Origin of the sequence: Bradyrhizobium sp. NDS-1, assembly GCF_032918005.1 — a bacterium.
In the GTDB taxonomy this organism is placed as follows: domain Bacteria; phylum Pseudomonadota; class Alphaproteobacteria; order Rhizobiales; family Xanthobacteraceae; genus Bradyrhizobium; species Bradyrhizobium tunisiense.
This window is the reverse complement of sequence record NZ_CP136628.1, coordinates 3,716,953-3,740,390: the sequence shown is the minus strand read 5'-3', so window position 1 is coordinate 3,740,390 and position 23,438 is coordinate 3,716,953. Positions and strand designations below refer to the sequence as shown.

Here is a 23,438-nt window from a genome sequence, read left to right as displayed (position 1 = left end):
TACCTTGGCCTTACTGATAGATCGGGAACCGGTCGGTGAGCGCCTTGACGCGTTCCTTGATCGCGGCTTCGACCAGCGGCGCCTTGCCGTCGTCGGACTGCGCGATCGCGTTGAGGACCTCGGCAATCATGCCGGCGACCTGCTGGAATTCGGCGACGCCGAAGCCGCGGGTGGTCGCCGCCGGGGTGCCGAGACGCAGGCCCGAGGTGACGAAGGGCTTTTCGGGGTCGAACGGAATGCCATTCTTGTTGCAGGTGATGGCGGCGCGAACCAACGCCTTCTCCGAGACGTTGCCCTTGAGGCCCTTCGGCCGGAGGTCGACCAGCATCAGATGGTTGTCGGTGCCGCCGGAGACGATGTCGAAGCCGTGGCTCTTCATCGCCTCGGCCAGTGCCTTGGCGTTCTCGACGACGTTCTTGGCGTAGACCTTGAAGTCCGGACGCAGCGCTTCGCCGAACGCAACCGCCTTCGCCGCGATCACATGCATCAACGGGCCGCCCTGCAGACCCGGGAAGATCGCCGAGTTGAGCTTCTTGGCGAGCACCTCGTCGTTGGTGAGGATCAGGCCGCCGCGCGGACCGCGCAGCGATTTGTGCGTCGTCGTCGTGGTGATGTGGGCATGCGGCACGGGCGAGGCATGCACGCCACCGGCAACGAGGCCGGCGAAGTGCGCCATGTCGACCAGGAGATAAGCGCCGACCGAGTCCGCGATCTCACGGAAGCGCTTGAAGTCCCAGGCACGCGAATAGGCCGAGCCGCCGGCAACGATCAGCTTCGGCTTGACCTCTTCGGCCTGCTTGGCGACCGCGTCCATATCGATGATCTGGTCCTCGCGGCGCACCGTGTAGTGCGAGGCCTTGAACCACTTGCCGCTCATGTTGACGGGCGAGCCATGGGTGAGATGGCCGCCGGCCGCAAGGTCCAGACCCATGAAGGTATCGCCGGGCTGCAGCAGCGCCAGAAATACCGCCTGGTTCATCTGGCTGCCGGAGTTCGGCTGCACGTTGGCGAAATTGGCGCCGAACAGCTTCTTGGCGCGATCGATCGCGAGGTTCTCGGCGACGTCGACCCACTCACAACCGCCGTAGTAGCGCGCGCCCGGATAGCCTTCCGCGTACTTGTTCGTCATCACCGAACCCTGCGCTTCCAGCACGGCCCGGCTGACGATGTTCTCGGAGGCGATCAGCTCGACCTCGTGGCGCTGCCGGCCGAGCTCGCCCTTGATGGCGGCTGCGATTTCCGGGTCGGCCTGCTCGAGCGAGGCGCTGAAAAACGAATCGGGCGCGGAGGCGGTCTTGGCTGCGGTCATCTTGCGAATATCTCCACCGCCGCAGCCTTTTGGCGGGCTACGGGCGGTCTGGTGTGGCGATCGGAAGCGGCGAGCGCGATCTACCACATCGCCCGCAACTGGCCAAGGGTTTGCGGGTCGGGGCCGAGATTTGTGCAAGATATGGTGGGATCGGAGGTTCTCGGTAGCCGGACCGGCCTGGGAGACGGCCCGTCTGTCACCTCCGAAATGGGTCCGCTTCGGGCCTTTAACGCCTCATGCCCGAAGCTCGACGTGCCGCGGAAATCGCGTCACAACCCGGTATACCCCGCCTTCACCGGATCCACGCTGCCGTCGAGCTGGCGCAGATAGGTCAGGCCGCAAACCGTCAACCTGTGCGGGTCCTTCTCGCCGGCCTCCATCAGTGTATTGAGATAGTTCGTGACCTTGGCCCGTGCCTCCTCGCTGGCCGCGGCGGTGCGGTTGGCGAGCAGGTCATAGGTCTGCATGATGCGGTCGATGGCGGCTTCCATGGCACCCTCTGGTTTTCTTGCATGTTCGGAGCTTCGATCAGGCAACCGCGCGGGCCTCGGTCTGCGTCTCGAACCGATTGATCGCCTTGTTGGCGAGCCTGATCTTGTTGAATTCGCCTTGCTGGAGCAGCTTCACGACAATCCCCAGCAGGCGCTCGTCGGTGACGAGAGTATCGGGGATCGCGCCGGAGCGGCGAAGGTAGTTCGCAGCGATTGCGTAGGCCTCACTCACGAGTTCCACGTTCATCGCCTGAAGCCCGCGCTCGACCAGCATCGACTTGTCTCCGATCCGAAGGAGACAAGCGCTGGGCTCGAAACTGGTTCCACGCCGCAAGCAATTATTTCGCAGTTGCACAAAGCAACACGCACCGGTCCGGACGAATCCGGGCCGGCGCGCTGGGGAAGTTGAGGCACGTTCGGGGGGCTTGCCGGTCTTGTTTTGGGCCGGCTTGGCCCTATCCCGTAAAAACTCAGAGGCGATACAGGATCTGGTCGGTCCAGAACCGCTCGAGGCGATGCAGCGACTTGTTGAGGGTCGAGAACTCCTCGCCCGAGATGCCGCCGACCTGCTCCACCGTCTTGACGTGCTTCTGGTAGAGCGCATCGACGATGCGGCGGACTTCCTGGCCCTGCGGGGTCAGGCGGATGCGCACCGAGCGGCGATCGACGCGCGAGCGCTGATGATCGAGGAAGCCGAGCTCGACGAGCTTCTTCAGATTGTAGGAGACGTTGGAGCCGAGATAGTAACCGCGCGTGCGCAATTCGCCCGCGGTCAGCTCCTTGTCGCCGATGTTGTAGAGCAGGAGCGCCTGCACCGAGTTGATGTCCGCGCGACCGCGGCGATCGAATTCATCCTTGATCACGTCGAGGAGCCGGCGATGCAGCCGCTCCACCAGAGTCAAAGCTTCCAGATAGAGCGACTGCACCGAACCCTGCTGGCCGGAGACGCGCTCTGCGGTATCTGCCGCAGTTGCGACGGCTTTCATCATGACACTTCCCCTGTTGTCGTTTTTATCGACACTTATTCGACGAAACTTGTGTCCCGTCTGATAGGTGCAACTTAAGGGGCTCGTTTGAAGATCGGCTTAAATAAGAGAATAAAGAGATCATGAATTTAAGACAGTGAATTGCGGATTAAGCCTGTGCCACAAGCACTTTTCGCAACGCTCTGTTGACCTTCGCAAGGTCCTGTTCACCCTCCGTCCGCCCCCCTTGTCGCATTCCAGAACAGCCCCGCTTCGTTTCGAAACGGGCGCGTAAGAGCTGTGGCGGAACCGGCTGGTCAACGAAAACTTACCGCAAATTTTAGGCAACCAACGGTCAACCAAGCGCAACACTCTCGTGTCCCGGACAAGCGCCGCAAAGCGGCGCGGAGTGCCGGGACCCAGATGTTTCAAAGCGAGATTGCGGAAAGATGGGGCCCGGGCTCTGCAACGCATCACGCCGCACTGGACGACGACGCTTCGCTTCGCGAGGGGCGCGCTGCATTGCGTCCGGGGCGCGAGAGCATACGCCTATGGCGGCCGTTCGCGCGCGGCCATCCAGGCGAGCGCGAGATAGGCGGCGAGCATGAAGGCCTCGACGCCGACGACGATCAGGCTGCCGCCGTAGATGCCCGGGAACATCAGCTCGATCACCGCCATCGACACCACGGTCGTGAGCCACACCACCGCTCCCCACGGGGTTGCCAGCCACAGGCCGACCGCGGCGACGAGCTCGATCACGGCGAAGTAGACCGTCGCGGCCTGCCAGGCCATCGACTGGTTCTCGAACGCCTCGTCCTCGCCGCCGACAAAACCCGTCACCTGGGCCCAGTGATACAGACCTTTCAGGATCGACAGCAGCGCCATCACCCGCAGGAACAGCACCAGGCGGCGCGTCCAGACATTGTCGTCGGACTCGACCCGCTCCGACGAGATCGCAGCGACCGACATCGCCGTATCTCTGGCATTCTCTCTGGCAGTGTCCCTGGCGCCGTCGCGGGCCGCATCGCGGGTGGAGATCTCGGACATAGACCCCTTCTGGCTGCTTCGGCCCGCAAAATCAATCGGCTGCTATCCCTTGCGGCAGGTCAAGCCGCGGTGACGGGAACCATGCGAGCTGGTATAAGAATAATTCCAGTCGGAGGAAGAGAGATGGCGATCAAATACGGACGGCCGATCGAATTGCGCGAGGTTTCGCGCCGGGAGGGAGCGGCGGTGCCCCATGCCCTCGATCTGACCGTCCGTCCGCGCCGCAACCGCAAGGCCGAATGGGCCCGGCGCATGGTGCGGGAGAACGTGCTCACCACCGATGACCTGATCTGGCCGCTATTCCTGATCGACGGCACCAACAAGCGCGAGCAGGTCGCCTCGATGCCCGGCGTCGACCGTCTCAGTGTCGATCAGGCGGTGCGCGAGGCCGAGCGCGCCATGAAGCTCACCATCCCCTGCCTCGCGCTGTTTCCCTATACCGATCCGTCCTTGCGCGACGAGGAAGGTTCGGAAGCCACCAACCCGAACAATCTGGTCTGCCAGGCGGTGCGCGCGATCAAGAAGGAGTTTCCTGAAATTGGCATTCTCTGCGACGTCGCGCTCGATCCCTTCACCAGTCATGGCCACGACGGTCTGATCTGCGACGGCAAGATCTTGAACGACGAGACGGTGGCCGTTCTGGTCCGTCAGGCGCTGGTGCAGGCCGAGGCCGGCTGCGACATCATCGCGCCGTCCGACATGATGGACGGCCGCGTCGCCGCGATCCGCGAAGGGCTGGACCGCGCCGGCCAGCCCGACGTGCAGATCATGGCCTATGCCGCCAAATATGCCTCCGCCTTCTATGGCCCGTTCCGCGATGCGATCGGCTCGGCCAAGACGCTCACCGGTGACAAGCGGACCTATCAGATGGACAGCGCCAACACCGACGAAGCGCTGCGCGAGGTCGAGCTCGACATCGCCGAGGGCGCCGACATGGTGATGGTGAAGCCCGGCATGCCCTATCTCGACGTCGTCCGCCGCGTGAAGGACACCTTTGCGATGCCGACCTTCGCCTACCAGGTCTCCGGCGAATACGCGATGATCGCGGCCGCCGCGAACAACGGCTGGCTCGACGGCGAGCGCGCGATGATGGAGAGCCTCCTGGCGTTCAAGCGTGCCGGCGCCGACGGCGTGCTGAGCTACTTTGCACCGAAGGCCGCGGAGAAGCTGCGCAGCCAAGGATAAGGTGCCGTAGGTTGGGCAAAGGCGCATTTGCGCCGTGCCCACGATCGGCCCCTGCCGGATGGTGGGCACGCTTCGCTTTGCCCACCCTGCTCGCTGTATCCCCGCCCCCGAATCGCCGGATTATTTCGGCTTGTTAATGTCCTGCGCCCTTGGCACGGGGATGGCCTGTTCCCATGTCCTGTCCTCGAGGGTTTCCCCTTGGGAGGACGGACCATGTCGTATGACTCGGGCAATTCAGGAGCCTGGCGCAATGACGGCGGCGCACAACCACACGCCTTCGACCCCGATCTGAATCCGGAGCTGTTCCGCGGCGTTGCGACGCGGCGGGTGTTCGCGTTCCTGATCGACATGGTCGTGATCTCGGTGCCGGTGATCCTCGGCTACATCTTCATCGCATTGTTCGGCGTGGTCACGCTCGGCATCGGCTGGGCGCTGTTCTGGCTGGCCTGGCCGGCCTCCGTGATCTGGGCCATCGTCTACTATGGCGCCTCAATCGGCGGCCCCTCGTCGGCGACGGTCGGCATGCGCCTGATGGATCTGGAGTTGCGTACCTGGTACGGCGCGCCCGGCTATTTCGTGCTTGGCGCCACCCATGCCGTGCTGTTCTGGGTGACGGTCTCGTTCCTGACGCCCTTCGTCGTGCTGGTCGGACTATTCAACGGCCGCCGGCGCCTGCTGCACGATTTCGTGCTGGGAACGGTCGTGATCAACAATTCGGTCCGCGCCCCGGCGCCGCAGGCCGCAAGGACCTGGTGAGCAAGGGCCTGTCAACCCGGACCTACTAAGCTGACTGATCTGATCTGCCGAGCAGGACAATTGACCGTGGGCTTCTGGAGCGCGATGCTGAACCACACTTCGGAGGCCCACGACGTCCCTTGACCCAGCACTCGCGCGACACCCCACAATTCTACCTTACGGCGCCCTCCCCGTGCCCGTATCTGCCGGGCCGGCATGAGCGCAAGGTGTTCACGCACCTCGTGGGTGAGCGCGCGGGCGATCTCAACGATCTCCTGACCCACGGCGGCTTCCGCCGCAGCCAGTCGATCGCCTACCGGCCGGCCTGCGACCAGTGCCGCGCCTGCGTCTCGGTCAGGGTCGTCGCCAACGAGTTCCGCCCCTCGCGCAACTTCCGCAAGGTGATGGCGCGCAACGCCGACATCATCGGCGAGCAGCGCAGCGCGGTGCCCACCTCCGAGCAATATTCGGTGTTCCGCGCCTATCTCGACGCCCGCCACCGCCATGGCGGCATGGCCGACATGACCGTGCTCGACTACGCCATGATGGTGGAGGACAGCCATGTCGAGACCCGCATCATCGAGTACCGCAAGCGCGGCCCGGACAGCGGCATCACCGGCCGCGGCGAGGAACTGATCGCGGTGGCGCTGACCGACGTGCTCAGCGACGGCCTGTCGATGGTCTATTCGTTCTTCGAGCCCGGCCAGGTCAGCCGCTCGATGGGCACCTTCATGATCCTCGACCACATCGCCCGCGCGCGACGTCAGGGCCTGCCTTACGTCTATCTCGGCTACTGGATCGAGGGCTCGAAGAAGATGGACTACAAGGCCCGCTTCCTGCCGCAGCAACGCCTCGCGCCCTCAGGCTGGCTGCGCATTGACGCGCAAGGGGATTCGGCATCCGAGCCGCAGGACTAGGATGCCAATGGTGAATGGCCAATAGCGAATAGGAGAAACACTCCCTACCCGCTATTCGCCTCCTCACCCGAAGAACGTATCCACCAGCAGCTTCAGATTCAAAATCACGATCACGCCGGCGACGATCCATGCGATTGCGGCGACGTAGGTGGGAATCGCGAACTTCCCCATCTTGCGGCGGTCGGAGACGAAGCGCACCAGGGGGATGACCGCGAAAGGAAGCTGCATCGACAGCACGACCTGGCTGAACACCAGCAGATCGGCCGTGCCGCGCTCGCCATAGATCGCGGTGACGATGATCACGGGGACGATGGCGATGCCGCGCGTCAGGAGGCGACGCGCCCAGCTCGGCAGGCGCAAATCGAGAAAGCCTTCCATCACGATCTGGCCGGCGAGCGTCGCCGTCACCGTGGAATTGAGGCCCGAGGCGAGCAGCGCCACCGCGAACAATGTCGAGGCAATGCCGAGGCCGAGCAGCGGCGACAGCAACTCGAACGCCTGCTCAATCCCGGCGACGTCGGAATGGCCGCTCTTGTGGAAGGTCGCGGCAGCGACGACGAGGATCGCGGCGTTGATGAACAGCGCCAGCATCAGGGCGATGGTCGAGTCCGTCGTCGCCCATTTGATCGCCTCGCGGCGGCCGGTGTCGTTGCGCTCATAGGCACGCGTCTGCACGATCGAGGAGTGCAAATAGAGATTATGCGGCATCACGGTCGCGCCGATGATCCCGATCGCGATGTAGAGCATTTCGGGGTTGGTGAAGATCTCGCTCTTCGGCACGAAGCCGCGCAGAACCTCGGCCACCGGCGGCGCCGCGGCCACGATCTGAACCGCGAAGCACACCGCGATCACCACGAGCAATGCGATGACGAAGGCTTCGAGGAAGCGGAAGCCGCGATTCATCAGGATGAGCAGCAGGAACGCGTCGAGCGCGGCGAGCAGCGCGCCGCCGATCAGGGGAATGCCGAACAGCAGCTTCAGTGCGATCGCGGTGCCGATGACCTCGGCGAGATCGCAGGCGATGATCGCCGCCTCGCAGGCGAGCCAGAGCAGGAAGTTCACCGTCGGCGAATAGGTGGCGCGGCAGGCCTGCGCGAGGTCGCGGTCGGTGACGATGCCGAGCCGTGCCGCCAGCGACTGCAGCAGGATCGCCATCAAATTCGAGAGCAGGATGACCGCAAGCAGCGTGTAGCCGAACTTCGATCCGCCCGCGAGGTCGGTCGCCCAATTGCCGGGGTCCATGTAGCCGACCGAGACGAGATAGCCCGGGCCGACGAAGGCCAGCAGCCGCCGCGACCAGTGGCCGGCGACCGGGATCGCGACTGTGGAATTCACCTCGGCGAGGCTCTTGGTGGTGGGTGCGTCAGCGCGCCAGCCGGCGGCTTCGGGACTCAGGTGGGGTGATCGGGCATCCATGGGGCCAGAATACCCAACTTCGTTCTTATTGCAACTCATTTGCAACTGCATCTGGCGGCATCGGGGCTCCCTTCCTCGCCGCTGTTCGCCACGCTGTCGGAAAGCGGGTGGGCTTGGCGGACCTCGGAGCCGGATACTGGCGCCAACCCGACCTTGCAGGACGTGAGCCATGTCAAACCCGCCCCGTCTCCCCGACACTTTTGGCCGCCTCGCCTGGTCGAACCTCGCGGCGCAGTCGGCCGAGCAGATCGCATTGGCCGCAGCCCCCATCGTCGCCGTGCTGACGCTCGGGGTCGCGGAAGGCCAGACCGGCCTGTTGCAGACGGCGCTGACCCTGCCCTTCGTGCTGTTCGCGATCCCGGCCGGCCTGCTCGCCGACCGCGTCTCGCGCCGCTCGCTGATGGCGGGGGCGGAAGCGATGCGCGCTGCGGCGCTCGCTGCCATCGTGCTGCTGCTCGCGCTCGGCGCGCTCAATCTGCCGCTGCTGGCGCTGCTCGGCTTCGCGGCGGTGTGCGGCACCGTCGTCTACAGCGTGGCCGCGCCGGCGCTGGTGCCCTCCCTGGTGAGTTCGGAGCAGTTGCCGGCAGCGAATGCGCGGATCGAGCTTGCGCGCACCGTCGCCTTCGCCAGCGGGCCTGCGCTCGGTGGCGCGCTGGTCGGCTGGTGGGGCGCGAGCCCGGCCTTCGGCTTTGCCGCGGCGCTCTCGGCGATCGCGGTGGTGCTGCTATCAGGCATCTACGAGCCTGCCCGCGCGCCCTTGCCGCGCCGTCATCCGTTCCAGGACATCCGCGAAGGCGCGGCGTTCGTATTCCATCATCCGCTGCTGCGGCCGGTGTTCGTCACCCAGTTCATCTTCAACACCGGCTGGTTCCTGCAGATCGCCGTGTTCGTGCCCTACGCCGTGCGCCACCTCGGCCTGACCGCCGCCGGCGTCGGCACCGTGCTGACGATGTACGGCGTCGGCATGGTGATCGGCGCGCTGCTCGCGACGCGCGTGATGCAGCGCGTCGCCTTCGGCACCGTGGTCGGCCTCGGTCCCGTCACCGGCTTCGTCGCCGCCTTGGTGATGGCGCTGACGGTGCTGGTCCCCTCGCCCTGGCTCGCGGCCCTGAGCTTCTTCCTGCTGGGCGTCGGACCGATCCTGTGGGTGATCTCGACCACGACGCTGCGCCAGTCGGTGACGCCGCCGCGCCTTCTGGGCCGCGTCTCCGCCATCAACATCATGAGCTACGGCGCCCGTCCGCTCGGTTCAGCGCTGGGCGCGGTCGTCGGCGGGCTGTGGAGCGCGGAAGCATGCCTCTATCTCGCCGCCGCCGTGTTCGGCGTGCAGGCGCTGGTGATCTGGCTGTCGCCGGCCGTGGCACTGGACCGGCAGCCGGACATGGTGGGTGATGAAGCAGCGGTAAGGTGCTAGCCGCGTCGCGCATGCCGGGCCGCCCACTAACTCGCCAGGTACCGCTCGTAGCTTCCCGTCACCGGCTCGCTGGCATCGACGTCCGGATCGAGCGTGTAGAGATCCTGCGCGCGGCCGATGCCGCGTAGCGCGTAGCGGCCGGTGGAGACCAGATAGCGGCGCCCGGCAGCATCCAGGCCCTTGTAGAATTCCGACGAGGCCAGCAGTTCGCGGTCGACCGAACGGCTCATCGAGGCGATGCGGCTGACCTCGTTGACGGTGGGGCCGACCACGGTGAAATCGAGCCGGTCCTCGCTGCCAATATTGCCGTAGAAGACCTCGCCGACATGCAGGCCAATATAGGCTGACGTGGTGGGACGGCCATCGGCCTCCCGCCGCTTGTTGAGCGCCGCGACGTTCTTGCGGAACAGATGCTCGGCCCGAAGCGCCGCGCGCCGCGCCGCCGCCATGTCCTCGCCCCAGAACATCGCGAGCACGCCGTCGCCGATCAGCTTCAGCACGTCGCCGCCGGCTTCGTGGATCGGATCGATCACGGCCTGCGCGTAATCGTTGAGGAATGGAATGATCTCGTCAGGGCCGATGCTCTCGCTGATCCCGGTCGAGCCGCGCAGGTCCGAATACCAGAGCACGGCGTTGATGCGCTCGGTGACACCGCGCGAAATCCGCCCGCGCAGGACCTGCTCCGACGCGTCGCGGCCGAGATAGACGCGGCCGAGCGTGCGGGCGATGTCGACCTGCTGCGCCGATTTGATCGCGAGCCCCAGCACCGGCACCAGATCGCGCAGCGCTTCCAACTCACCGTCGGTGAAGCCGCTGTCGCGGCGCGTAGTCCAGCAGGAATAGAGACAGTCCATCAGGCCGAGCGCGCCGTTCTCGCCGAAGCGGTGCACGAAAGCGAGATAATGCTTGTGGCCCTTCTCGGCGAGCTCGCCGATCTGCGAGAAATCCATCGACGGCGCATCCGCGAGATCGATCACCATCTCGTCGTCGCCATTCTCGAGCATGTGGAAGAATACCGAGCGGCGCCAGCTCTTGGCGGCGTCGCCGTCGGCAGTCGAGCCGTATTCGAACGCGTCGCTCTCGTTGCTGGGACGGTCGCTCCAGCGGAAGCCGCGGCCCTCATAGATCGGATGCAGCGTGTCGATCACGACCAGCCCGCGCGACAGGTCGAGCCCTTCGGCGCGGCAGCGCTCGCAGAAGCCGCGAAGCAGTTCGTTTTCGGGCAGGCCCGTGAGCCCCTGGCCGGTGAGCCAGTTCATCAGCGCAAGGCGGGAGGTCAATTGCATGCGCCATTATGGCGTGCATTCGTGACGAGCGGAAGGCCACGCGCGACCTGGTGCATCCGAGGCTCCCGCCCGAAGCAGGTCGATCATGCCGCAGCCGCTGTTGACGCGCTGTCATGCCGGCTGCAAATGGAACCGATGACAGTGCCGACCACGAAGCCAGGACTATGAACCAGCGGCAGCTTCCGATCATCCTGGCGCTCGGCACCACGCAGACGCTGGCCTGGGCTTCGAGCTATTATCTGCCGGCGCTGATCGCCGATCCCATGGCGCGCGACCTCGGCGTCTCCTCCAACTGGATCTTTGGCGCGTTCTCGGCTTCGCTGGTGATCTCGGCGATGCTCGGCCCTCGCATCGGGCGGCAGATCGATCTCGTCGGCGGCAGGCAGGTGCTGTCGGCGTCGAACCTGACAATTGCCGCCGGCCTCGCGCTGCTTGGCTTCGCACACTCCGTCCCGGTGATGGTGTTCGCCTGGCTCGTGCTCGGCATCGGCATGGCCATGGGGCTCTACGACGCCGCGTTCGCCGCGCTGGGGCGCATCTACGGCACCGAGGCACGCAGGTCCATCACCGGCATCACGCTGATGGCGGGCTTTGCCTCCACGGTCGGCTGGCCGCTCACCGCCTGGGGCCTCGCCCATATCGGCTGGCGCGAGACCTGCTTTGCCTGGGCGGCCGCCAACCTCCTGATCGGCCTGCCGCTCAATCTCTTCATGCTGCCGGCGATCAAAGGCGCCAGGCAGGCGGCGGCCACGGCCGAGAAGCCGCATCTGCCGCTCGACCGCACCATGGTCCTGCTCGCCTTCATCTTCGCGGCGGTCTGGACCGTCACCGGCGCCATGGCCGCGCATTTCCCGCGCATCCTGGAAACGACGGGCGCGACGCCGGCCGAGGCGATCGCGGCCGGCGCATTGATCGGCCCGGCGCAAGTCGGCGCGCGCATGCTGGAGGCCGGCTTCCTCAGCCGCTTCCATCCGCTGTGGTCGACGCGCCTTGCCTGCCTCACCCACCCGATCGGCGCGGTGATCGTGGCGATCTTCGGCGGCGCCGCGGCGAGCGCCTTCGCGCTGTTCCACGGCTCGGGCAACGGCATCCTGACGATCGCGCGCGGCACGCTGCCGCTGTCGATCTTCGGCCCGAAGGATTTCGGCTACCGTCTCGGCATCATCGGCGCCCCGGCACGGATGGCACAGGCGGTGGCGCCGCTGGCCTTCGGCCTGCTGATCGACCTCATGGGCGCCAAGGTGCTGATCGTCTCCTCCGCCCTCAGCCTCTCGGCGCTGGCGGCGCTGTTCCTGATCCGCACCAAGCCGCGGCCGGATTGACCGCCCAACCGCTTTCGCGCACAAGCGGGCCATGAGCGAAGAACCCGGCCCGCCCCGCACCTTCAAAAGCCTGTTGCGCTGGGCGACCACGCCGCCGCAGGCCTGGGGCGTCTATCTGCTCGCCCTCCTGCTGGTATGGCTGGTGTCGTTCTATGCCGGCACGCTGAAGCCGAAGAAGACGCCGGAGACGAGCCCGCCCGCGGCGACGGCGCCGAAAAGTTGATCCGCGCTCGCATATAGAACTCGGCCGCGCCGCGAAGCGTCCGCGATAGCCGCGCGTCAATGCGGGCAGGTCTCGACCTCGATCGTGACGTGGCTGAGGCCCTTGAGCCCGGCAAGCCGCTGCTTGTAGACGGCCGGCTGCTTCGGCTGGTCCGACACCACCGAGAGCAGCACGGCACAATGGCCGGGGCCGACCTGCCATAGATGCAGGTCGGTGACGCGGTCGTCGCCGACCTCCATGCGCGCGCGGATCACCCGCTCCAGCTTCTCGTCGGCGCGCGCGTCGAGCAGCACCGCGCCCGACGACTTGACGAGGCCGAACGCCCAAGCCGCGATCACCGCGCTGCCGATCAGGCCGACGGCGGGATCCGCCCACACCCAGCCCGAAACCATGGCGACGGCCAGCGCTGCGATCGCCAGCACCGAGGTCGCCGCATCCGTCATGACATGGACGTAGGCCGCGCGAAGATTGTTGTCGTGGTGATGGTGGTGATGACCATGGTGATCGTGATCGCCGTGGTCGTCATGCGCATGGCTGTGGCCATGCTCATGGCCGTGATGGTGATGATCGTGGTTGTCGCGCAGCAGCCACGCGCTGGCGAGATTGACGCACAATCCGAGGGCGGCCACCGCCATCGCCTCGCCATAGACGATCGGCACCGGATTGATCAGCCGCAGCACGCTCTCATAGGCGATCTCGACCGCGATCAGGCCCAGGATGATCGCGCTGGCGAAGGCGGCGAGATCGCCGAACTTGCCGGTGCCGAAGGTGAAATGCGCATTCCCCAGATGCCGGCGCGCGAAGCGGTAGGCGAAGGCGGCGATCCCGAGCGCGGCCGCATGCGTGCCCATGTGCCAGCCGTCGGCGAGCAGCGCCATCGAGCCGAACAGCGAGCCGGCCACGATCTCGCCGACCATCATGACCAGCGTCAGGACCACCACGAGCCAGGTGCGCCGCTCGTTCGCGTCGTGCTTCTCGCCGAGAAAAGCGTGGTCGTGGGTCCATTGTTCGATGGAATGGGAATGCATCGAATTCTCCGAGAGTTCAGGTCTGTCGTCCCGTAGCATAGAGCGCGGGCGCTACTTTTCTAAGGTCCGATCGTCCCCGCCGATTGACAGTGCTTCTTAGTTTCGCTGTAATCTGCCCATGGGGATTTGAGCGATCTCCCCACGAGGCGACATGCCCAAGTATCGCGTCCCGTCTGATTTATGCGAGGACGCATCATGCCTACGTTCACGACCATATCATCCGATAAATTGGCGCGCCTGATCGGCACGGCCAACGCGCCTGTCCTGATCGATGTCCGCACCGAGGAGGATTTTGCCGCCGACCGGCGGCTGATTCCCGGCTCGATCAAGCTCAGCCACGAGACCGTCGCCGAATGGGGCGGCGAATTTGCCGGCCGCTCGGCCATCGTCTCCTGCCTGCGCGGCGCCAAGCTGGCGCAGGGCACGGCCGCCTGGCTGAGGCAGCTCGGCGCCGAAGCCGAAACCCTAGAAGACGGTTTCGAGGGCTGGAAGGCGGCCAAGCTGCCGCTGGTCGACGCCCGCAAGCTACCGCCGCGCGATGCCAGGGGACGCACAATCTGGGTGACGCGGGCGCGGCCCAAGGTCGACCGCATCGCCTGCCCCTGGCTGATCCGCCGTTTCGTCGATCCGGGCGCGGTGTTCCTCTATGTGGCGCCGTCCGAGGTGGTCGCCGTCGGCGAGCGATTCAATGCTGCCCCGTTCGACATCGAGAACGTGTTCTGGAGCCACCGCGGCGAGCTCTGCACCTTCGACGTCATGATCGAGGAGTTCGGCATCGCCACCCCCGCCCTGCTCCGGCTGGCGACGCTGGTGCGCGGCGCCGACACCGCGCGGCCGGATCTGGCGCCGGAGGCGCCCGGCCTGCTCGCGGCCTCGCTCGGACTGTCGCGGATGTATGACGACGACCTCGAACAGCTCGAGGCCGGCATGTTGCTCTACGATGCCTTCTACCGCTGGTGCCGCGACGCCACGGCCGAGACCCACAATTGGCCGACCAACAAGGTGAAGGGGTAATGGATAGCCGTAACGTTCAAGCAGGAGCTGACGCCGGTCACGGCGTCAGCTTCGGCGAAGCCTTCCGCGTCTGGCTTCGCGTCGCGTGCTTGAGTTTCGGCGGGCCCGCCGGCCAGATCGCGGTGATGCACCGCATCCTGGTCGAGGAGAAGAAGTGGATCTCCGAAGGCCGTTTCCTGCATGCCCTGAACTATTGCATGCTGCTGCCGGGACCGGAGGCGCAGCAGCTCGCGACCTATGTCGGCTGGCTGATGCATCGCACCGCCGGCGGGCTGATGGCGGGCGGGTTGTTCATCCTGCCCGGCATCATCGCCATCATGGGCCTCAGCTACATCTACGCCGCGTTCGGCAATGTCAGCTTCGTCGAGGCGCTGTTCTTCGGCCTCAAGGCCGCAGTGCTCGCCATCGTCGTCGAGGCCGTGGTGCGCGTCGGCAAGCGCGCGCTGAAGAACCGCATCATGATCGGACTCGCGGCCGCCGCCTTCGTCGCGATCTTCTTTTTCGCGGTCCCCTTCCCGATCATCATCATCGCCGCCGGCTTGATCGGATATATCGGCGCGCGGCAAGGCCGCCCCGAATTCGCCCCGGCCGGTCACGGCGATGGCGGCGGCGGCGCCGCGATCGACAGCATGCTCGGCGAGGCCATGCCCGACCACGTCAAACCCGACACCGCGCGCGCAATCCGTGTCGGGGCGCTGTGGCTGGCGCTCTGGCTGGTGCCGGTGGCCGTGTTGCTGCTCGCTCTTGGGCAAGGCAACGTCTTCAGCCAGATCGCGCTGTTCTTCTCGAAGATGGCGCTGGTCACGTTCGGCGGCGCCTATGCCGTGCTGGCCTATGTCGCCCAGCAGGCGGTCGAGCACTATCACTGGCTGAAGCCGCACGAGATGCTTGATGGCCTCGGCATGGCCGAGACCACGCCGGGCCCCTTGATCATGGTGCTGCAGTTCGTGGGCTTCATGGCGGCCTATCGCGATCCGAGCGGGCTGTCGCCGATGCTCGCGGCGACGCTCGGCGGCCTGCTCGCGACCTGGGTCACCTTCACGCCCTGCTTCCTCTGGATCTTCGTCGGCGCGCCCTACATCGAGCGCCTGCGCGGCAATGCGGGCCTCACCGGCGCATTGAGCGCCATCACCGCGGCCGTCGTCGGCGTGATCCTCAACCTCTCGATCTGGTTCGCCCTGCACACGCTGTTCCGCGAGACGGTGCCGGTGCATGCGTTTCCGCTGAACTTCGACATGCCGGTGCTGACCAGCGTCGACATCCCCGCGCTCCTGCTCTCGATCGCGGCGGCGACTGCGATCTTCCGGTACAAGCTGGGGATGCTGACGGTGCTGGCGGGAAGCTGCGCCGCGGGTGTGGCGCTGAGGCTGGTGGGCATCATTTGAAGGAACGCGCCGCTACGCTGTCCGTCCTGAATGTCCTGGGCCGGTCGATGGCTTGGCCTCAGGCTGCGGTGTCCAATTGCCCGAGCGCAGCCTTGATGTCCTTGGCGGGGGGCAGCCCGAACATGCGCCCATATTCTCTCGTGAATTGCGGGACGCTCTCGTAACCCACTTCGAAGGCCGTGCTGCTCACGTCCAGGCCATCCGACAGCATCCTCCTGCGCGCCTCGATGAGCCGCAGCTGCTTCTGAAATTGCAAGGGACTGAGTGACGTAATCGCGCGGAAGTGCTGGTGGAACGAGGAAGGACTCATGGCAGCCGCTTCCGCCAGGCGTTCGACGCGCAGCGGCTTTTGGTATTCGGATCGAATGATCGCGACGGCGCGCGCGATCCGTTGCGCATGGCTGTCGGCCACCCCCAGCGCCCTTATCGCTGCGCCGTGTCGCCCCGCCAGCAGCCAGTAGTGGATTTCGCGAACGAACTGAGATCCCAGAACCGGCAAAGAAGACGGGCGCTCGAGCAGCCGCATCAATCGAAGCGCGGCATCGGCAACCTCCGAATCGGTCGGATCGACTCGTACGGGAGTGCCTTTCTGTTCCGGAGCCAGGTTCATCTCAACGATCAGGCTCGCGATCATCGCCGGGTCGAGTTCAACGACCAGAGAAACATAGGGAACTTGCGCGCTGGCCCGGGTGATCTGGCTGACCGTCGGCACGTCCGCCGAGATCAGGAGCGACTGTCCCGCGCCGAAATCGAAGGTGTGCGATCCCATCATCACGCGCTTACGGCCCTGCAGGACAAGCGCAACGAGCGGCCGGTTGATCGCGTGCTGGAGCTGGCCCCGCGTCGCAGCCCGTACGGCCGTAAGCCCGGGGATCGGCGTCTTGGCGGCGCCGTGTTGGTCCGAATGCAAATCCGCGTAGCGGCGAACAACTTCGAGCAAGGTCGTCGTCATTCCGCGAATTTATATCAACCGCGGGCTCCGGCAACCGGGCATGACTCGACTGCTCCAACTTTCCGCATTGTGAATTGAACGACCGATGTCCTGCCGGCCGACCTGGGCGGCGCGGGGCGGCCATTTGGAGGAATAGGCAAAAACGTTCAAGGATCCGGCAATTGGAATGTTGCGGTGTGTGCCACCTTCACGGCGTCAACGAAGGAGACATGACATGGCTAAAATCGCAATCGTCACCGGCGCGAGCCGCGGACTTGGCCGCAACATGGCCGTCAACATCGCGCGCAGAGGCAGTGACGTCATCATCACATACAGGAGCCGTGCGGATCTCGCGGAGAGCGTCGTTTCCGAGATCAAGGCGCTCGGACGCCGGGCCGTGGCCTTTCAGCTGGACGGCGCCGACGTCGCCAGATTCCCAATCTTCGCGCAAACACTGGGTCAGACGCTGAAGGAAACATTTGGTCGCGAGAACTTCGACCACCTCGTGCACAATGCCGGCGACGGCCTCTACGCCACGATCGGCGAGACCACCGAGGCTCAGTTCGATCAGCAGATGAACCTGCATGTCAAAGGCGTCTTCTTCCTCACGCAGGCGCTTTTGCCGTTGATGGCAGACGGTGGCTCGATCGTGACCATCGGCAGTGGCCTGACACGGGTCACCTATCCGGGCTTCGCCGTCTACACCATGGCGAAAGCTGCCGCCGACATGATGGCGGTCTGCATGGCCAGGGAGCTTGGCCCACGTGGAATCCGCGTCAACAGCGTTGCGCCGGGGGCCATCGAAACCGACTTCGGCGGTGGCCTGGTGCGCGACAATCCGGACGTGAACAAGCAATTCGCCGCCATGACAGCGCTGGGCCGCGTTGGCGTCCCCGATGATATCGGCCCGATGGTCGCGAGCCTGTTGAGTGAGGACAATCGCTGGGTCACGGGACAACGGATCGAAGTATCGGGCGGTCAGACGATCTGAGCGTCGAGTGCCGCCTCACTGACATTGCAAAGGCCGCCGCGATAGCTTGCGGCGGCCTTTGCAGGCCGGAAATCACTCGCGAGCATCGATGGTCGCAAAGCATTGTCGATGAACGTCTTCCGAATCTCCCTGACGCTTCAGGCATATCGGATGTTGTTCGATCAACGGGGTGGACCAGTGTCGTAGATGCACCGGAATCCCACGTAGACGGCGTAGGCCGCGGAATAGCGAATGCAGCCTTTTAGGCCGCTCTGCCATCTCCGGAGCTTGCAAGCTTGGCGAGCAGGTCGCTTGCGACGAGTAGATCCCTCGTCTGGAAACCCTCGGTAAATTCGTCGTAGATCGGCAGCAGCATCTTGCGGGCATCATCCCTTCGCGACCGGGCGCACCAGAGCTTCGCGAGATCATTCGCTGCGCGCAAACGCCACGACAACGCACCGATGTCCCGGGCAAGCTGGATCGATTCCATGAGGCTTGCCTCAGCTTCTCTTGTCTGGTCCTGGGCGGCGAGAATGAACGCATGGACGCGAATGACTTCTGGAAGGCACCAACCTTCGCTCCGCGCTCGGGCGGTCTTCACTGCGGTCAGGATCGTTGCTTCAGCTTCGCCGAACCGTCCGGCACGGGCAAGAGCATCTGCCAGAACACTGAGGTAATAGGGCATCCGCACCAGGTAATTGACATTGCGGAACTCCTCGATCGCCTCCTTGAGGGAATCGATCGTGTCCGACGAAGCGTCGCCTTTCTCGTGTGCCAAGGCAGCGCGATAAAAACTGGCAATCGGCCGTCTCGTGAATAGTCCCTGCCTATCGACATGTTCGGCGAGCAATTCGACGTATTGATCGCATTCCTCGTAACGCCCGCACCAAAAGAAAACTGGGCATGAGTATGTAAGCGCGTTGTTCAGCGAAAGGTGATGGTGGCCCGGTCGGGCACGCTCAAAGGCGGCAGCAGCGGTCCGGCTGGCAGAGTCTGGCAAGCCCCTCAACCACAGTACCTGAGATAGCGCGCATTCCAACAGAATGACAATGTCGGCCAAGTACCGAACGCTGTACGAACGATTGAAATATCGCAGATCGCGCTGCCGTAGGCTTTCCAGTCGGTGCTGGGCGTCGTGAAGACGACCGAGAAAGAGGTCGGCTATTCCCAAGTGAACTTCGCCCTCGGGAAGAATCGAGGGATCATCCGCTGCGGCTACCGAGGCGAATGTCTTGATCGTGCGTATTCCTGAGTCGTACTCACCCGTGAAGAGTTCAAATGCCGCAATCAACATCAGGCAACGATGACGATAATCGGTGTCACCAATCCGATTTGCGATCTCCGATGCGCGCCGCAATGCAGCCATGGCCGCCGGCTTCAGACCACGCGTGATCATGGTCGAGGCTCCGAGCCACAGCTTGAACTTCATCTCGAATGCCGTGCCGGCGAGTCCAGCGGCATCGAGTTCCTCGACCGCGCGTGAAACGTGGACGTGGCATTCCTGGATCAGCGAAAAATGATTCCAGAGCAGCAGGCCTGCAACGGTCAGTCGAATTCGCAGCGACCGATTTGCCTCGTCCCGACGGGCCCAAGCCAGCGCAACACGCAGATCGTCGACGACGTGGCGGTAGGCGGCGCCCCATTCGTGGGCTGGACGCTGCGACCACTCGCTTGCGGCCTGCTCCAGCACCGCACATACATGTTCCGCATGACGGCAGCGGACCGCCTGATCCTCACCGCTGATCCGCAGGCGCTCCGCGCAATAGCTGCGTGTCGTTTCCAAGAGGCGGTAGCTGACCAAGTCTGCATCCGTATCCATCACCAGCAGCGACTTCGCGGCAAGCTTGGCGAGTGTATCCATTGCCTCAGCGGGCCCTCCGTTCGACACCGCGGCTGCCCCATCGACACTGAAAACACCGGCGAACACGGAGACTTCACACAGCAATGCGGCCTCACGCTCGGAAAGCAGGCTGTAGCTCCAGTCGAGTGTCGCAAGCAGCGACTGCTGTCTCTGAGGCGCGCCAAGGGGGCCGAGATTGAGCAGGCGGAAACTCTCGTCCAGCATCTGCAGGATGCGTGCCGGCGAGAAGGCGGCCGTTTGTGTTGCGGCGAGCTCGATGGCGAGTGCGTTGCCATCAAGCCGGCGGCAGATTTCCGCCACCGCGGCGGCGTCCGCGTCTGTTAGCCGATATCCCGATCGCTCGGTTGCGCGCGTGGCAAACAACTCGACCGCGGGAAACTTGCAAGCCTCGTCTGCTGCGGGACGTTCGCTGGGATCGCATTCCAGTCCGCGGATGCGATGTATCCGCTCCGCGCCGCCCAGCCCGAGGGGCTCCCGACTCGTTATGAGAATGCGCACGCCATCGAGCTGGCGAGCAAGCCGATCAACTGCAATCGCGACGGAAGGAAGCAGGTGCTCGCAATTGTCGAACAGGAGGATCTTTTCCTGCAGCTTCAAAGCACGCAAGACGCTCGACAGCGGATCCCCGCCCGTTACGCCGAGCCCGAGCGCGTAGGCGATCGCCGTAGGCACGAACTGCGGGTCGCTGATTTTCGCAAGGTCCACGAACGTGGCGCCGTAGGCGCGCTGGCGAGACGCTTCGTGAGCTGCCGCTACGGCGACGGTCGTCTTGCCGACCCCGCCGGTCCCCACGACCGATACAATCTTCGATACGTTTAGGTCGTGAAGGATTGCATCAATGACGTCTGCTCTGCCAAAGATGCGCGCCACCGCCATCGGGAGACCTTGCCCCCCTGTCGCCGTTCCGGCTGAGATCCCTTCTTCGGCTGCCTGGACCTGCGCGATAAATCGGTAGCCACGCCCGGTTACGGTCGCGATATACTTGGCCGGCTCGGGCCCATCGCCGAGTGCCCGTCGCAGGGCATTCATGTTGACCTTGAGATTTGCCTCTTCGACAATTGTGTTCGGCCAGACACGCGCGAACAGCTCCTGCTTGCTCACAATTTCGCCCGGCCGCTCGACCAGTGCCGTCAAGATGTCCAGCGCGCGGCCCCCGATGCGGACTGGTACCTCTCCGTTGAGCAGCAATTGGCGTTCGGGAATAAGGAGAAACGGCCCAAAGCCGAAAGATCGCGCGGTTCGTTCTCCGCAGTCACTCGTCACGAGCAGCACCTTCTAAGGAGATCGGAACAAGTACAGCATGCCAGAAAAGCGAGGGCGGTCACACCGGCAATTTAGCACAAGCCGTTGTGTCTTTGCTTGCTCCAAAGTCCGCTTTGAGCCGCAGGCCGGCGACTATGACCGGTGCGACTTCCGCCTTTTCAGGAGCTGCCATTTTTGTACCCGTCCTCGAAGCAAAAGCTCCCCCGTCGGCCCGGCCACCCGTCGGGCAAAACAGCCGCGCGCCCGGCTGCGCCGCTGTCAAGGTCCATGTCGCAAAATATTCCACTTTACCGAAATTCGGATTTGTCGTACACACAAAACACCCTGGCCCGAGACAAGGGGCGGATCGCGATCGTCACGAACCGCGGGCTGGGCAGCGATGGACGCGACGGCGTCGGGCGCAACGGGCATTGCAGGGCGGGACACCGTGAGCGATTGCCTTTGCGCAACGACACGACGCCGACAGCGTCTTCGCATGGCTTCGGGGGCGAGCACACGCCACCCCTCGCAGCGACATGCGAAGACGTGCGCGGACGGAGAAGTCGTGTGGTCCCGACGCCCGGGGTTCTGGCGTCAAGTCTTGCGGTGATGTGGCGGCCGACCGGTCCGCGCATCGATCATCCGCAAGGCGACGGGGGCAATAGTGCAACGCTCCCCGAGGAGAGCACGAAGGACACCGTTAAAACCATTCGCGCAGGGAAGGCCGGGCGACCGGCACACCTGTGGTCCACCCCGTGTGCATTTCTATCGCGCACGGATCGCGGGTGCCAGCCGGCGCCCGGCCTTCCCTGCGCCCTCGTCTTTTCGGTGGCGGCACGTCGAGCAAAACTCGGGCGACATGCGCCGCGGGAAGGCGATGACGCGTCTGCTGTTTGAGGTGTGAATTGGAGCGCGATGGCCCCGCCCCTTGCTCCGTCATTGCGAGCGCAGCGCACCAATCCAGAGTCTTGCGGTGGGATTCTGGATTGCTTCGCTGCGCTCGCAATGACGATGTGGAAGCCGCGGGCCCCACCCTCCGGGTCTTCGCCCGGCTTGACCGGGCGATCCAGTACTCCGAGACAGTCGTGGTTGAATCGATGGGCCGCGGCGTACCGGATGCCCCGAGCCGGGGCATGACACCGGCGCGGCAGACTACCGCATCATCATCCGCGCAATCGCTTCCCCGATCACCACCGTGGTGAAATGCGTGTTGGCACGGCAGTCGGATGGCATGATCGAGGCGTCGGCGACACGCAGGCCCGAGATGCCCTTCACCGTGCCGTCGGGATTGACCACCCCATCGGCATCGCCAGCGCCGCTCATGCGGCAGCTGCCGGCGGCATGCTGGATGTCGCCGGTCTCACGGCGCAGCACCGCGTCGAGCTCGTGATCCGGCAGGCTGGCGGCTTGCGGCAAAGTCAGGTCGGTATCGGCGAGCCGGATCCAGTCGGCAATGCCTGCCAGCGCGGGCTGCGACGTGATCACGGCAAGCCGCTTCACCGCATCCATCATGCGCAGCATGTCGCGGGGATCGGCCAGCATGTTCTCCTCGACGATCGGATCGATCGCAGGGTCGGTCGAGGCCAGCTTCAGCGTGCCGCGCGAATACGCATTGAACAGGCCCGCACCGATCGCCCCGGAGTTGCCGATGCCGCGGTGATTGAAGGCGATCAGGATCATGTCGCGCTTGCCGCCGTCGGCGAGACCCGACGAATACGTCACGCAGCAATTGGTGTGGCGCGTGTCCGGATCCGTGGGCCGCAGATTTTCGCGGAGCTGGATCGTCGCGCGAAACAGCGGGTGGTCGAAGTAGTGCTTGCCGACGGGCAGGTCGCGCTCGACTGCAATCCCCATCGCCTTCAACTCGTCCGCTGGCCCGATGCCCGAGCGCAGCAGGAGGGCCGGGCTGTGGATGGCGCCGGCGCACAGCACGATCTGCCGCGCGCTAATCTCGTGGGTGCCCTGCCCCTCGAAATGGACGCGGACGCCGGTCGCGCGGCCGTCGCTGATCAGCACGCGATCAACCAGCGCATGGCCGCGGATCTCCAGATTGGCGCGGCCGCGCGCGGGCTCCAGGTAGCCCTCATTGGTGCTGATGCGGCGCAAGTCGCGGCTGTTGATGGGATAACAGGCAACGCCCTCGCCATCGGGACCGTTGAGATCGGCGCACCAGGGATAACCGCTCGCCAGCGCCGCATCGCGCAAGCCGCGATCGATCGGGCCCCATGTCTCCGGCGGCGCGCGATAGACCGGCAGCGGTCCACCGCGGCCATGGCCCTCGGCGTCGCCGAACTCAAAATCGTCCTCGATCACGGAGAACAGCGGCATCACGTCCTTCGCCGACCAGCCGGTGCAGCCATTGGCGGCCCATTCGTCGAAGGCGTCTGCCACGCCGCGGATCGCGATCTGGCCGTTCATCATCGAGGAGCCGCCGAGCCCCTTGCCGCGCCAGTAGAAGCGTGGCTCCTGCCCGGCCACGCGGCGCGACAGCAGATCGGGCCATTGCCATTTCTCCTGGTACTCGCGCTTGTGGATGATCGGGATGGGATTGGGCGTCCGCACCTCCCACGGCGCCTCATCGGCGCGCCAGTCGCGGCCCGCTTCCAGCAGCAGCACGCGGCGTGCGGAATCCTCGGACAGCCGTGCGGCAACCGCCGCGCCAGCGGAGCCGCCGCCGACAACAATGACATCATACAT

20 protein-coding genes are annotated in these 23,438 nt (G+C 65.0%); 9 read left to right on the top strand and 11 right to left on the bottom strand.

Annotated elements, in window-relative coordinates; genetic code table 11:
• Nucleotides 1–10: 10 nt before the first annotated feature.
• From glyA to RX330_RS17600, 5 genes are all read right to left on the bottom strand, one after another.
• On the bottom strand, nucleotides 11–1,309 hold the full coding sequence (gene glyA, locus RX330_RS17620; protein ID WP_317243794.1) for a serine hydroxymethyltransferase: 1,299 nt from the start codon (nucleotides 1,307–1,309) through the stop codon (nucleotides 11–13).
• Nucleotides 1,310–1,578: 269 nt separating this feature from the next.
• The gene (locus RX330_RS17615; protein WP_014494771.1) at nucleotides 1,579–1,800 is read right to left on the bottom strand and encodes a hypothetical protein; all 222 of its coding nucleotides are present in this window, start codon (nucleotides 1,798–1,800) and stop codon (nucleotides 1,579–1,581) included.
• Between the two features lie 37 nt (nucleotides 1,801–1,837).
• Complete coding sequence (locus RX330_RS17610; RefSeq protein WP_212089709.1) at nucleotides 1,838–2,074, bottom strand: hypothetical protein; 237 nt, start codon at nucleotides 2,072–2,074, stop codon at nucleotides 1,838–1,840.
• Nucleotides 2,075–2,270: 196 nt separating this feature from the next.
• Nucleotides 2,271–2,789 carry a transcriptional regulator LdtR gene (gene ldtR, locus RX330_RS17605; RefSeq protein WP_018320040.1) on the bottom strand — a complete coding sequence of 173 codons (519 nt, stop codon included), beginning with the start codon at nucleotides 2,787–2,789 and terminating at the stop codon, nucleotides 2,271–2,273.
• A 525-nt stretch (nucleotides 2,790–3,314) separates the two neighbouring features.
• Nucleotides 3,315–3,812 carry a DUF6163 family protein gene (locus RX330_RS17600; protein ID WP_212089707.1) on the bottom strand — a complete coding sequence of 166 codons (498 nt, stop codon included), beginning with the start codon at nucleotides 3,810–3,812 and terminating at the stop codon, nucleotides 3,315–3,317.
• A gap of 123 nt (nucleotides 3,813–3,935) precedes the next feature.
• On the opposite strand from RX330_RS17600, the gene hemB reads away from it, so the two are divergent.
• The 3 genes from hemB (at nucleotide 3,936) to RX330_RS17585 (ending at nucleotide 6,649) form a co-directional block, all read left to right on the top strand.
• Nucleotides 3,936–4,997 (top strand): porphobilinogen synthase, encoded by a 1,062-nt coding sequence (hemB, locus tag RX330_RS17595; RefSeq protein WP_212089705.1) that lies wholly within the window; start codon nucleotides 3,936–3,938, stop codon nucleotides 4,995–4,997.
• A gap of 213 nt (nucleotides 4,998–5,210) precedes the next feature.
• A complete protein-coding gene (locus RX330_RS17590; protein WP_317243793.1) occupies nucleotides 5,211–5,753 on the top strand; it encodes an RDD family protein in 543 nt (180 codons plus the stop codon).
• A gap of 119 nt (nucleotides 5,754–5,872) precedes the next feature.
• A complete protein-coding gene (locus tag RX330_RS17585) occupies nucleotides 5,873–6,649 on the top strand; it encodes an arginyltransferase (RefSeq protein WP_212089701.1) in 777 nt (258 codons plus the stop codon).
• Between the two features lie 63 nt (nucleotides 6,650–6,712).
• On the opposite strand, the gene RX330_RS17580 is transcribed toward RX330_RS17585, so the two are convergent.
• On the bottom strand, nucleotides 6,713–8,065 hold the full coding sequence (locus tag RX330_RS17580) for an Nramp family divalent metal transporter (RefSeq protein ID WP_317243792.1): 1,353 nt from the start codon (nucleotides 8,063–8,065) through the stop codon (nucleotides 6,713–6,715).
• Nucleotides 8,066–8,234: 169 nt separating this feature from the next.
• Between RX330_RS17580 and RX330_RS17575 the strand changes: the two genes are divergently transcribed.
• Nucleotides 8,235–9,479 (top strand): MFS transporter, encoded by a 1,245-nt coding sequence (locus RX330_RS17575; RefSeq protein ID WP_317243791.1) that lies wholly within the window; start codon nucleotides 8,235–8,237, stop codon nucleotides 9,477–9,479.
• 26 nt (nucleotides 9,480–9,505) lie between these two features.
• On the opposite strand, the gene RX330_RS17570 is transcribed toward RX330_RS17575, so the two are convergent.
• Complete coding sequence (locus RX330_RS17570) at nucleotides 9,506–10,765, bottom strand: adenylate/guanylate cyclase domain-containing protein (RefSeq protein WP_212089695.1); 1,260 nt, start codon at nucleotides 10,763–10,765, stop codon at nucleotides 9,506–9,508.
• A 164-nt stretch (nucleotides 10,766–10,929) separates the two neighbouring features.
• On the opposite strand from RX330_RS17570, the gene RX330_RS17565 reads away from it, so the two are divergent.
• A complete protein-coding gene (locus tag RX330_RS17565) occupies nucleotides 10,930–12,087 on the top strand; it encodes an MFS transporter (RefSeq protein ID WP_317243790.1) in 1,158 nt (385 codons plus the stop codon).
• Nucleotides 12,088–12,118: 31 nt separating this feature from the next.
• The gene (locus RX330_RS17560; protein ID WP_317243789.1) at nucleotides 12,119–12,310 is read left to right on the top strand and encodes a hypothetical protein; all 192 of its coding nucleotides are present in this window, start codon (nucleotides 12,119–12,121) and stop codon (nucleotides 12,308–12,310) included.
• 56 nt (nucleotides 12,311–12,366) lie between these two features.
• On the opposite strand, the gene dmeF is transcribed toward RX330_RS17560, so the two are convergent.
• Nucleotides 12,367–13,338 (bottom strand): CDF family Co(II)/Ni(II) efflux transporter DmeF, encoded by a 972-nt coding sequence (dmeF, locus tag RX330_RS17555; RefSeq protein ID WP_317243788.1) that lies wholly within the window; start codon nucleotides 13,336–13,338, stop codon nucleotides 12,367–12,369.
• A 195-nt stretch (nucleotides 13,339–13,533) separates the two neighbouring features.
• Here dmeF and RX330_RS17550 point away from each other — a divergent pair, with 195 nt between their 5' ends.
• Nucleotides 13,534–14,352: a chromate resistance protein ChrB domain-containing protein gene (locus RX330_RS17550; protein ID WP_317243787.1), complete on the top strand. Its 819-nt coding sequence runs from the start codon at nucleotides 13,534–13,536 to the stop codon at nucleotides 14,350–14,352.
• Nucleotides 14,352–15,737, top strand: a complete 1,386-nt coding sequence (gene chrA, locus RX330_RS17545; protein WP_317243786.1) for a chromate efflux transporter — start codon at nucleotides 14,352–14,354, stop codon at nucleotides 15,735–15,737. Before RX330_RS17550 ends, chrA begins: the two co-directional genes overlap by 1 nt.
• A gap of 58 nt (nucleotides 15,738–15,795) precedes the next feature.
• Here the strand turns inward: chrA and RX330_RS17540 are convergent, their stop codons facing one another.
• Nucleotides 15,796–16,689, bottom strand: coding sequence for an AraC family transcriptional regulator (locus RX330_RS17540; protein WP_317243785.1), 894 nt, complete (start codon nucleotides 16,687–16,689; stop codon nucleotides 15,796–15,798).
• 214 nt (nucleotides 16,690–16,903) lie between these two features.
• On the opposite strand from RX330_RS17540, the gene RX330_RS17535 reads away from it, so the two are divergent.
• Nucleotides 16,904–17,659 carry an SDR family NAD(P)-dependent oxidoreductase gene (locus RX330_RS17535; protein WP_212089661.1) on the top strand — a complete coding sequence of 252 codons (756 nt, stop codon included), beginning with the start codon at nucleotides 16,904–16,906 and terminating at the stop codon, nucleotides 17,657–17,659.
• A 241-nt stretch (nucleotides 17,660–17,900) separates the two neighbouring features.
• Here RX330_RS17535 and RX330_RS17530 read toward each other — a convergent pair whose 3' ends face one another.
• On the bottom strand, nucleotides 17,901–20,771 hold the full coding sequence (locus RX330_RS17530) for a winged helix-turn-helix domain-containing protein (RefSeq protein ID WP_317243784.1): 2,871 nt from the start codon (nucleotides 20,769–20,771) through the stop codon (nucleotides 17,901–17,903).
• Nucleotides 20,772–21,893: 1,122 nt separating this feature from the next.
• Nucleotides 21,894–23,438 (bottom strand): GMC family oxidoreductase, encoded by a 1,545-nt coding sequence (locus RX330_RS17525; RefSeq protein ID WP_317243783.1) that lies wholly within the window; start codon nucleotides 23,436–23,438, stop codon nucleotides 21,894–21,896.

Bases quoted from the DNA above. Each gene is read 5' to 3' on its own strand.
- ldtR (WP_018320040.1), bottom strand. From the start codon at position 2,789: ATGATGAAAGCCGTCGCAACTGCGGCAGATACCGCAGAGCGCGTCTCC.
- hemB (WP_212089705.1), top strand. From the start codon at position 3,936: ATGGCGATCAAATACGGACGGCCGATCGAATTGCGCGAGGTTTCGCGC.
- RX330_RS17525 (WP_317243783.1), bottom strand. From the start codon at position 23,438: ATGTATGATGTCATTGTTGTCGGCGGCGGCTCCGCTGGCGCGGCGGTT.
- RX330_RS17565 (WP_317243790.1), top strand. From the start codon at position 10,930: ATGAACCAGCGGCAGCTTCCGATCATCCTGGCGCTCGGCACCACGCAG.
- RX330_RS17610 (WP_212089709.1), bottom strand. From the start codon at position 2,074: ATGCTGGTCGAGCGCGGGCTTCAGGCGATGAACGTGGAACTCGTGAGT.
- RX330_RS17550 (WP_317243787.1), top strand. From the start codon at position 13,534: ATGCCTACGTTCACGACCATATCATCCGATAAATTGGCGCGCCTGATC.
- RX330_RS17615 (WP_014494771.1), bottom strand. From the start codon at position 1,800: ATGGAAGCCGCCATCGACCGCATCATGCAGACCTATGACCTGCTCGCC.
- RX330_RS17580 (WP_317243792.1), bottom strand. From the start codon at position 8,065: ATGGATGCCCGATCACCCCACCTGAGTCCCGAAGCCGCCGGCTGGCGC.
- RX330_RS17570 (WP_212089695.1), bottom strand. From the start codon at position 10,765: ATGCAATTGACCTCCCGCCTTGCGCTGATGAACTGGCTCACCGGCCAG.
- RX330_RS17600 (WP_212089707.1), bottom strand. From the start codon at position 3,812: ATGTCCGAGATCTCCACCCGCGATGCGGCCCGCGACGGCGCCAGGGAC.
- RX330_RS17540 (WP_317243785.1), bottom strand. From the start codon at position 16,689: ATGACGACGACCTTGCTCGAAGTTGTTCGCCGCTACGCGGATTTGCAT.
- RX330_RS17575 (WP_317243791.1), top strand. From the start codon at position 8,235: ATGTCAAACCCGCCCCGTCTCCCCGACACTTTTGGCCGCCTCGCCTGG.
- RX330_RS17535 (WP_212089661.1), top strand. From the start codon at position 16,904: ATGGCTAAAATCGCAATCGTCACCGGCGCGAGCCGCGGACTTGGCCGC.
- RX330_RS17560 (WP_317243789.1), top strand. From the start codon at position 12,119: ATGAGCGAAGAACCCGGCCCGCCCCGCACCTTCAAAAGCCTGTTGCGC.
- RX330_RS17590 (WP_317243793.1), top strand. From the start codon at position 5,211: ATGTCGTATGACTCGGGCAATTCAGGAGCCTGGCGCAATGACGGCGGC.
- chrA (WP_317243786.1), top strand. From the start codon at position 14,352: ATGGATAGCCGTAACGTTCAAGCAGGAGCTGACGCCGGTCACGGCGTC.
- glyA (WP_317243794.1), bottom strand. From the start codon at position 1,309: ATGACCGCAGCCAAGACCGCCTCCGCGCCCGATTCGTTTTTCAGCGCC.
- dmeF (WP_317243788.1), bottom strand. From the start codon at position 13,338: ATGCATTCCCATTCCATCGAACAATGGACCCACGACCACGCTTTTCTC.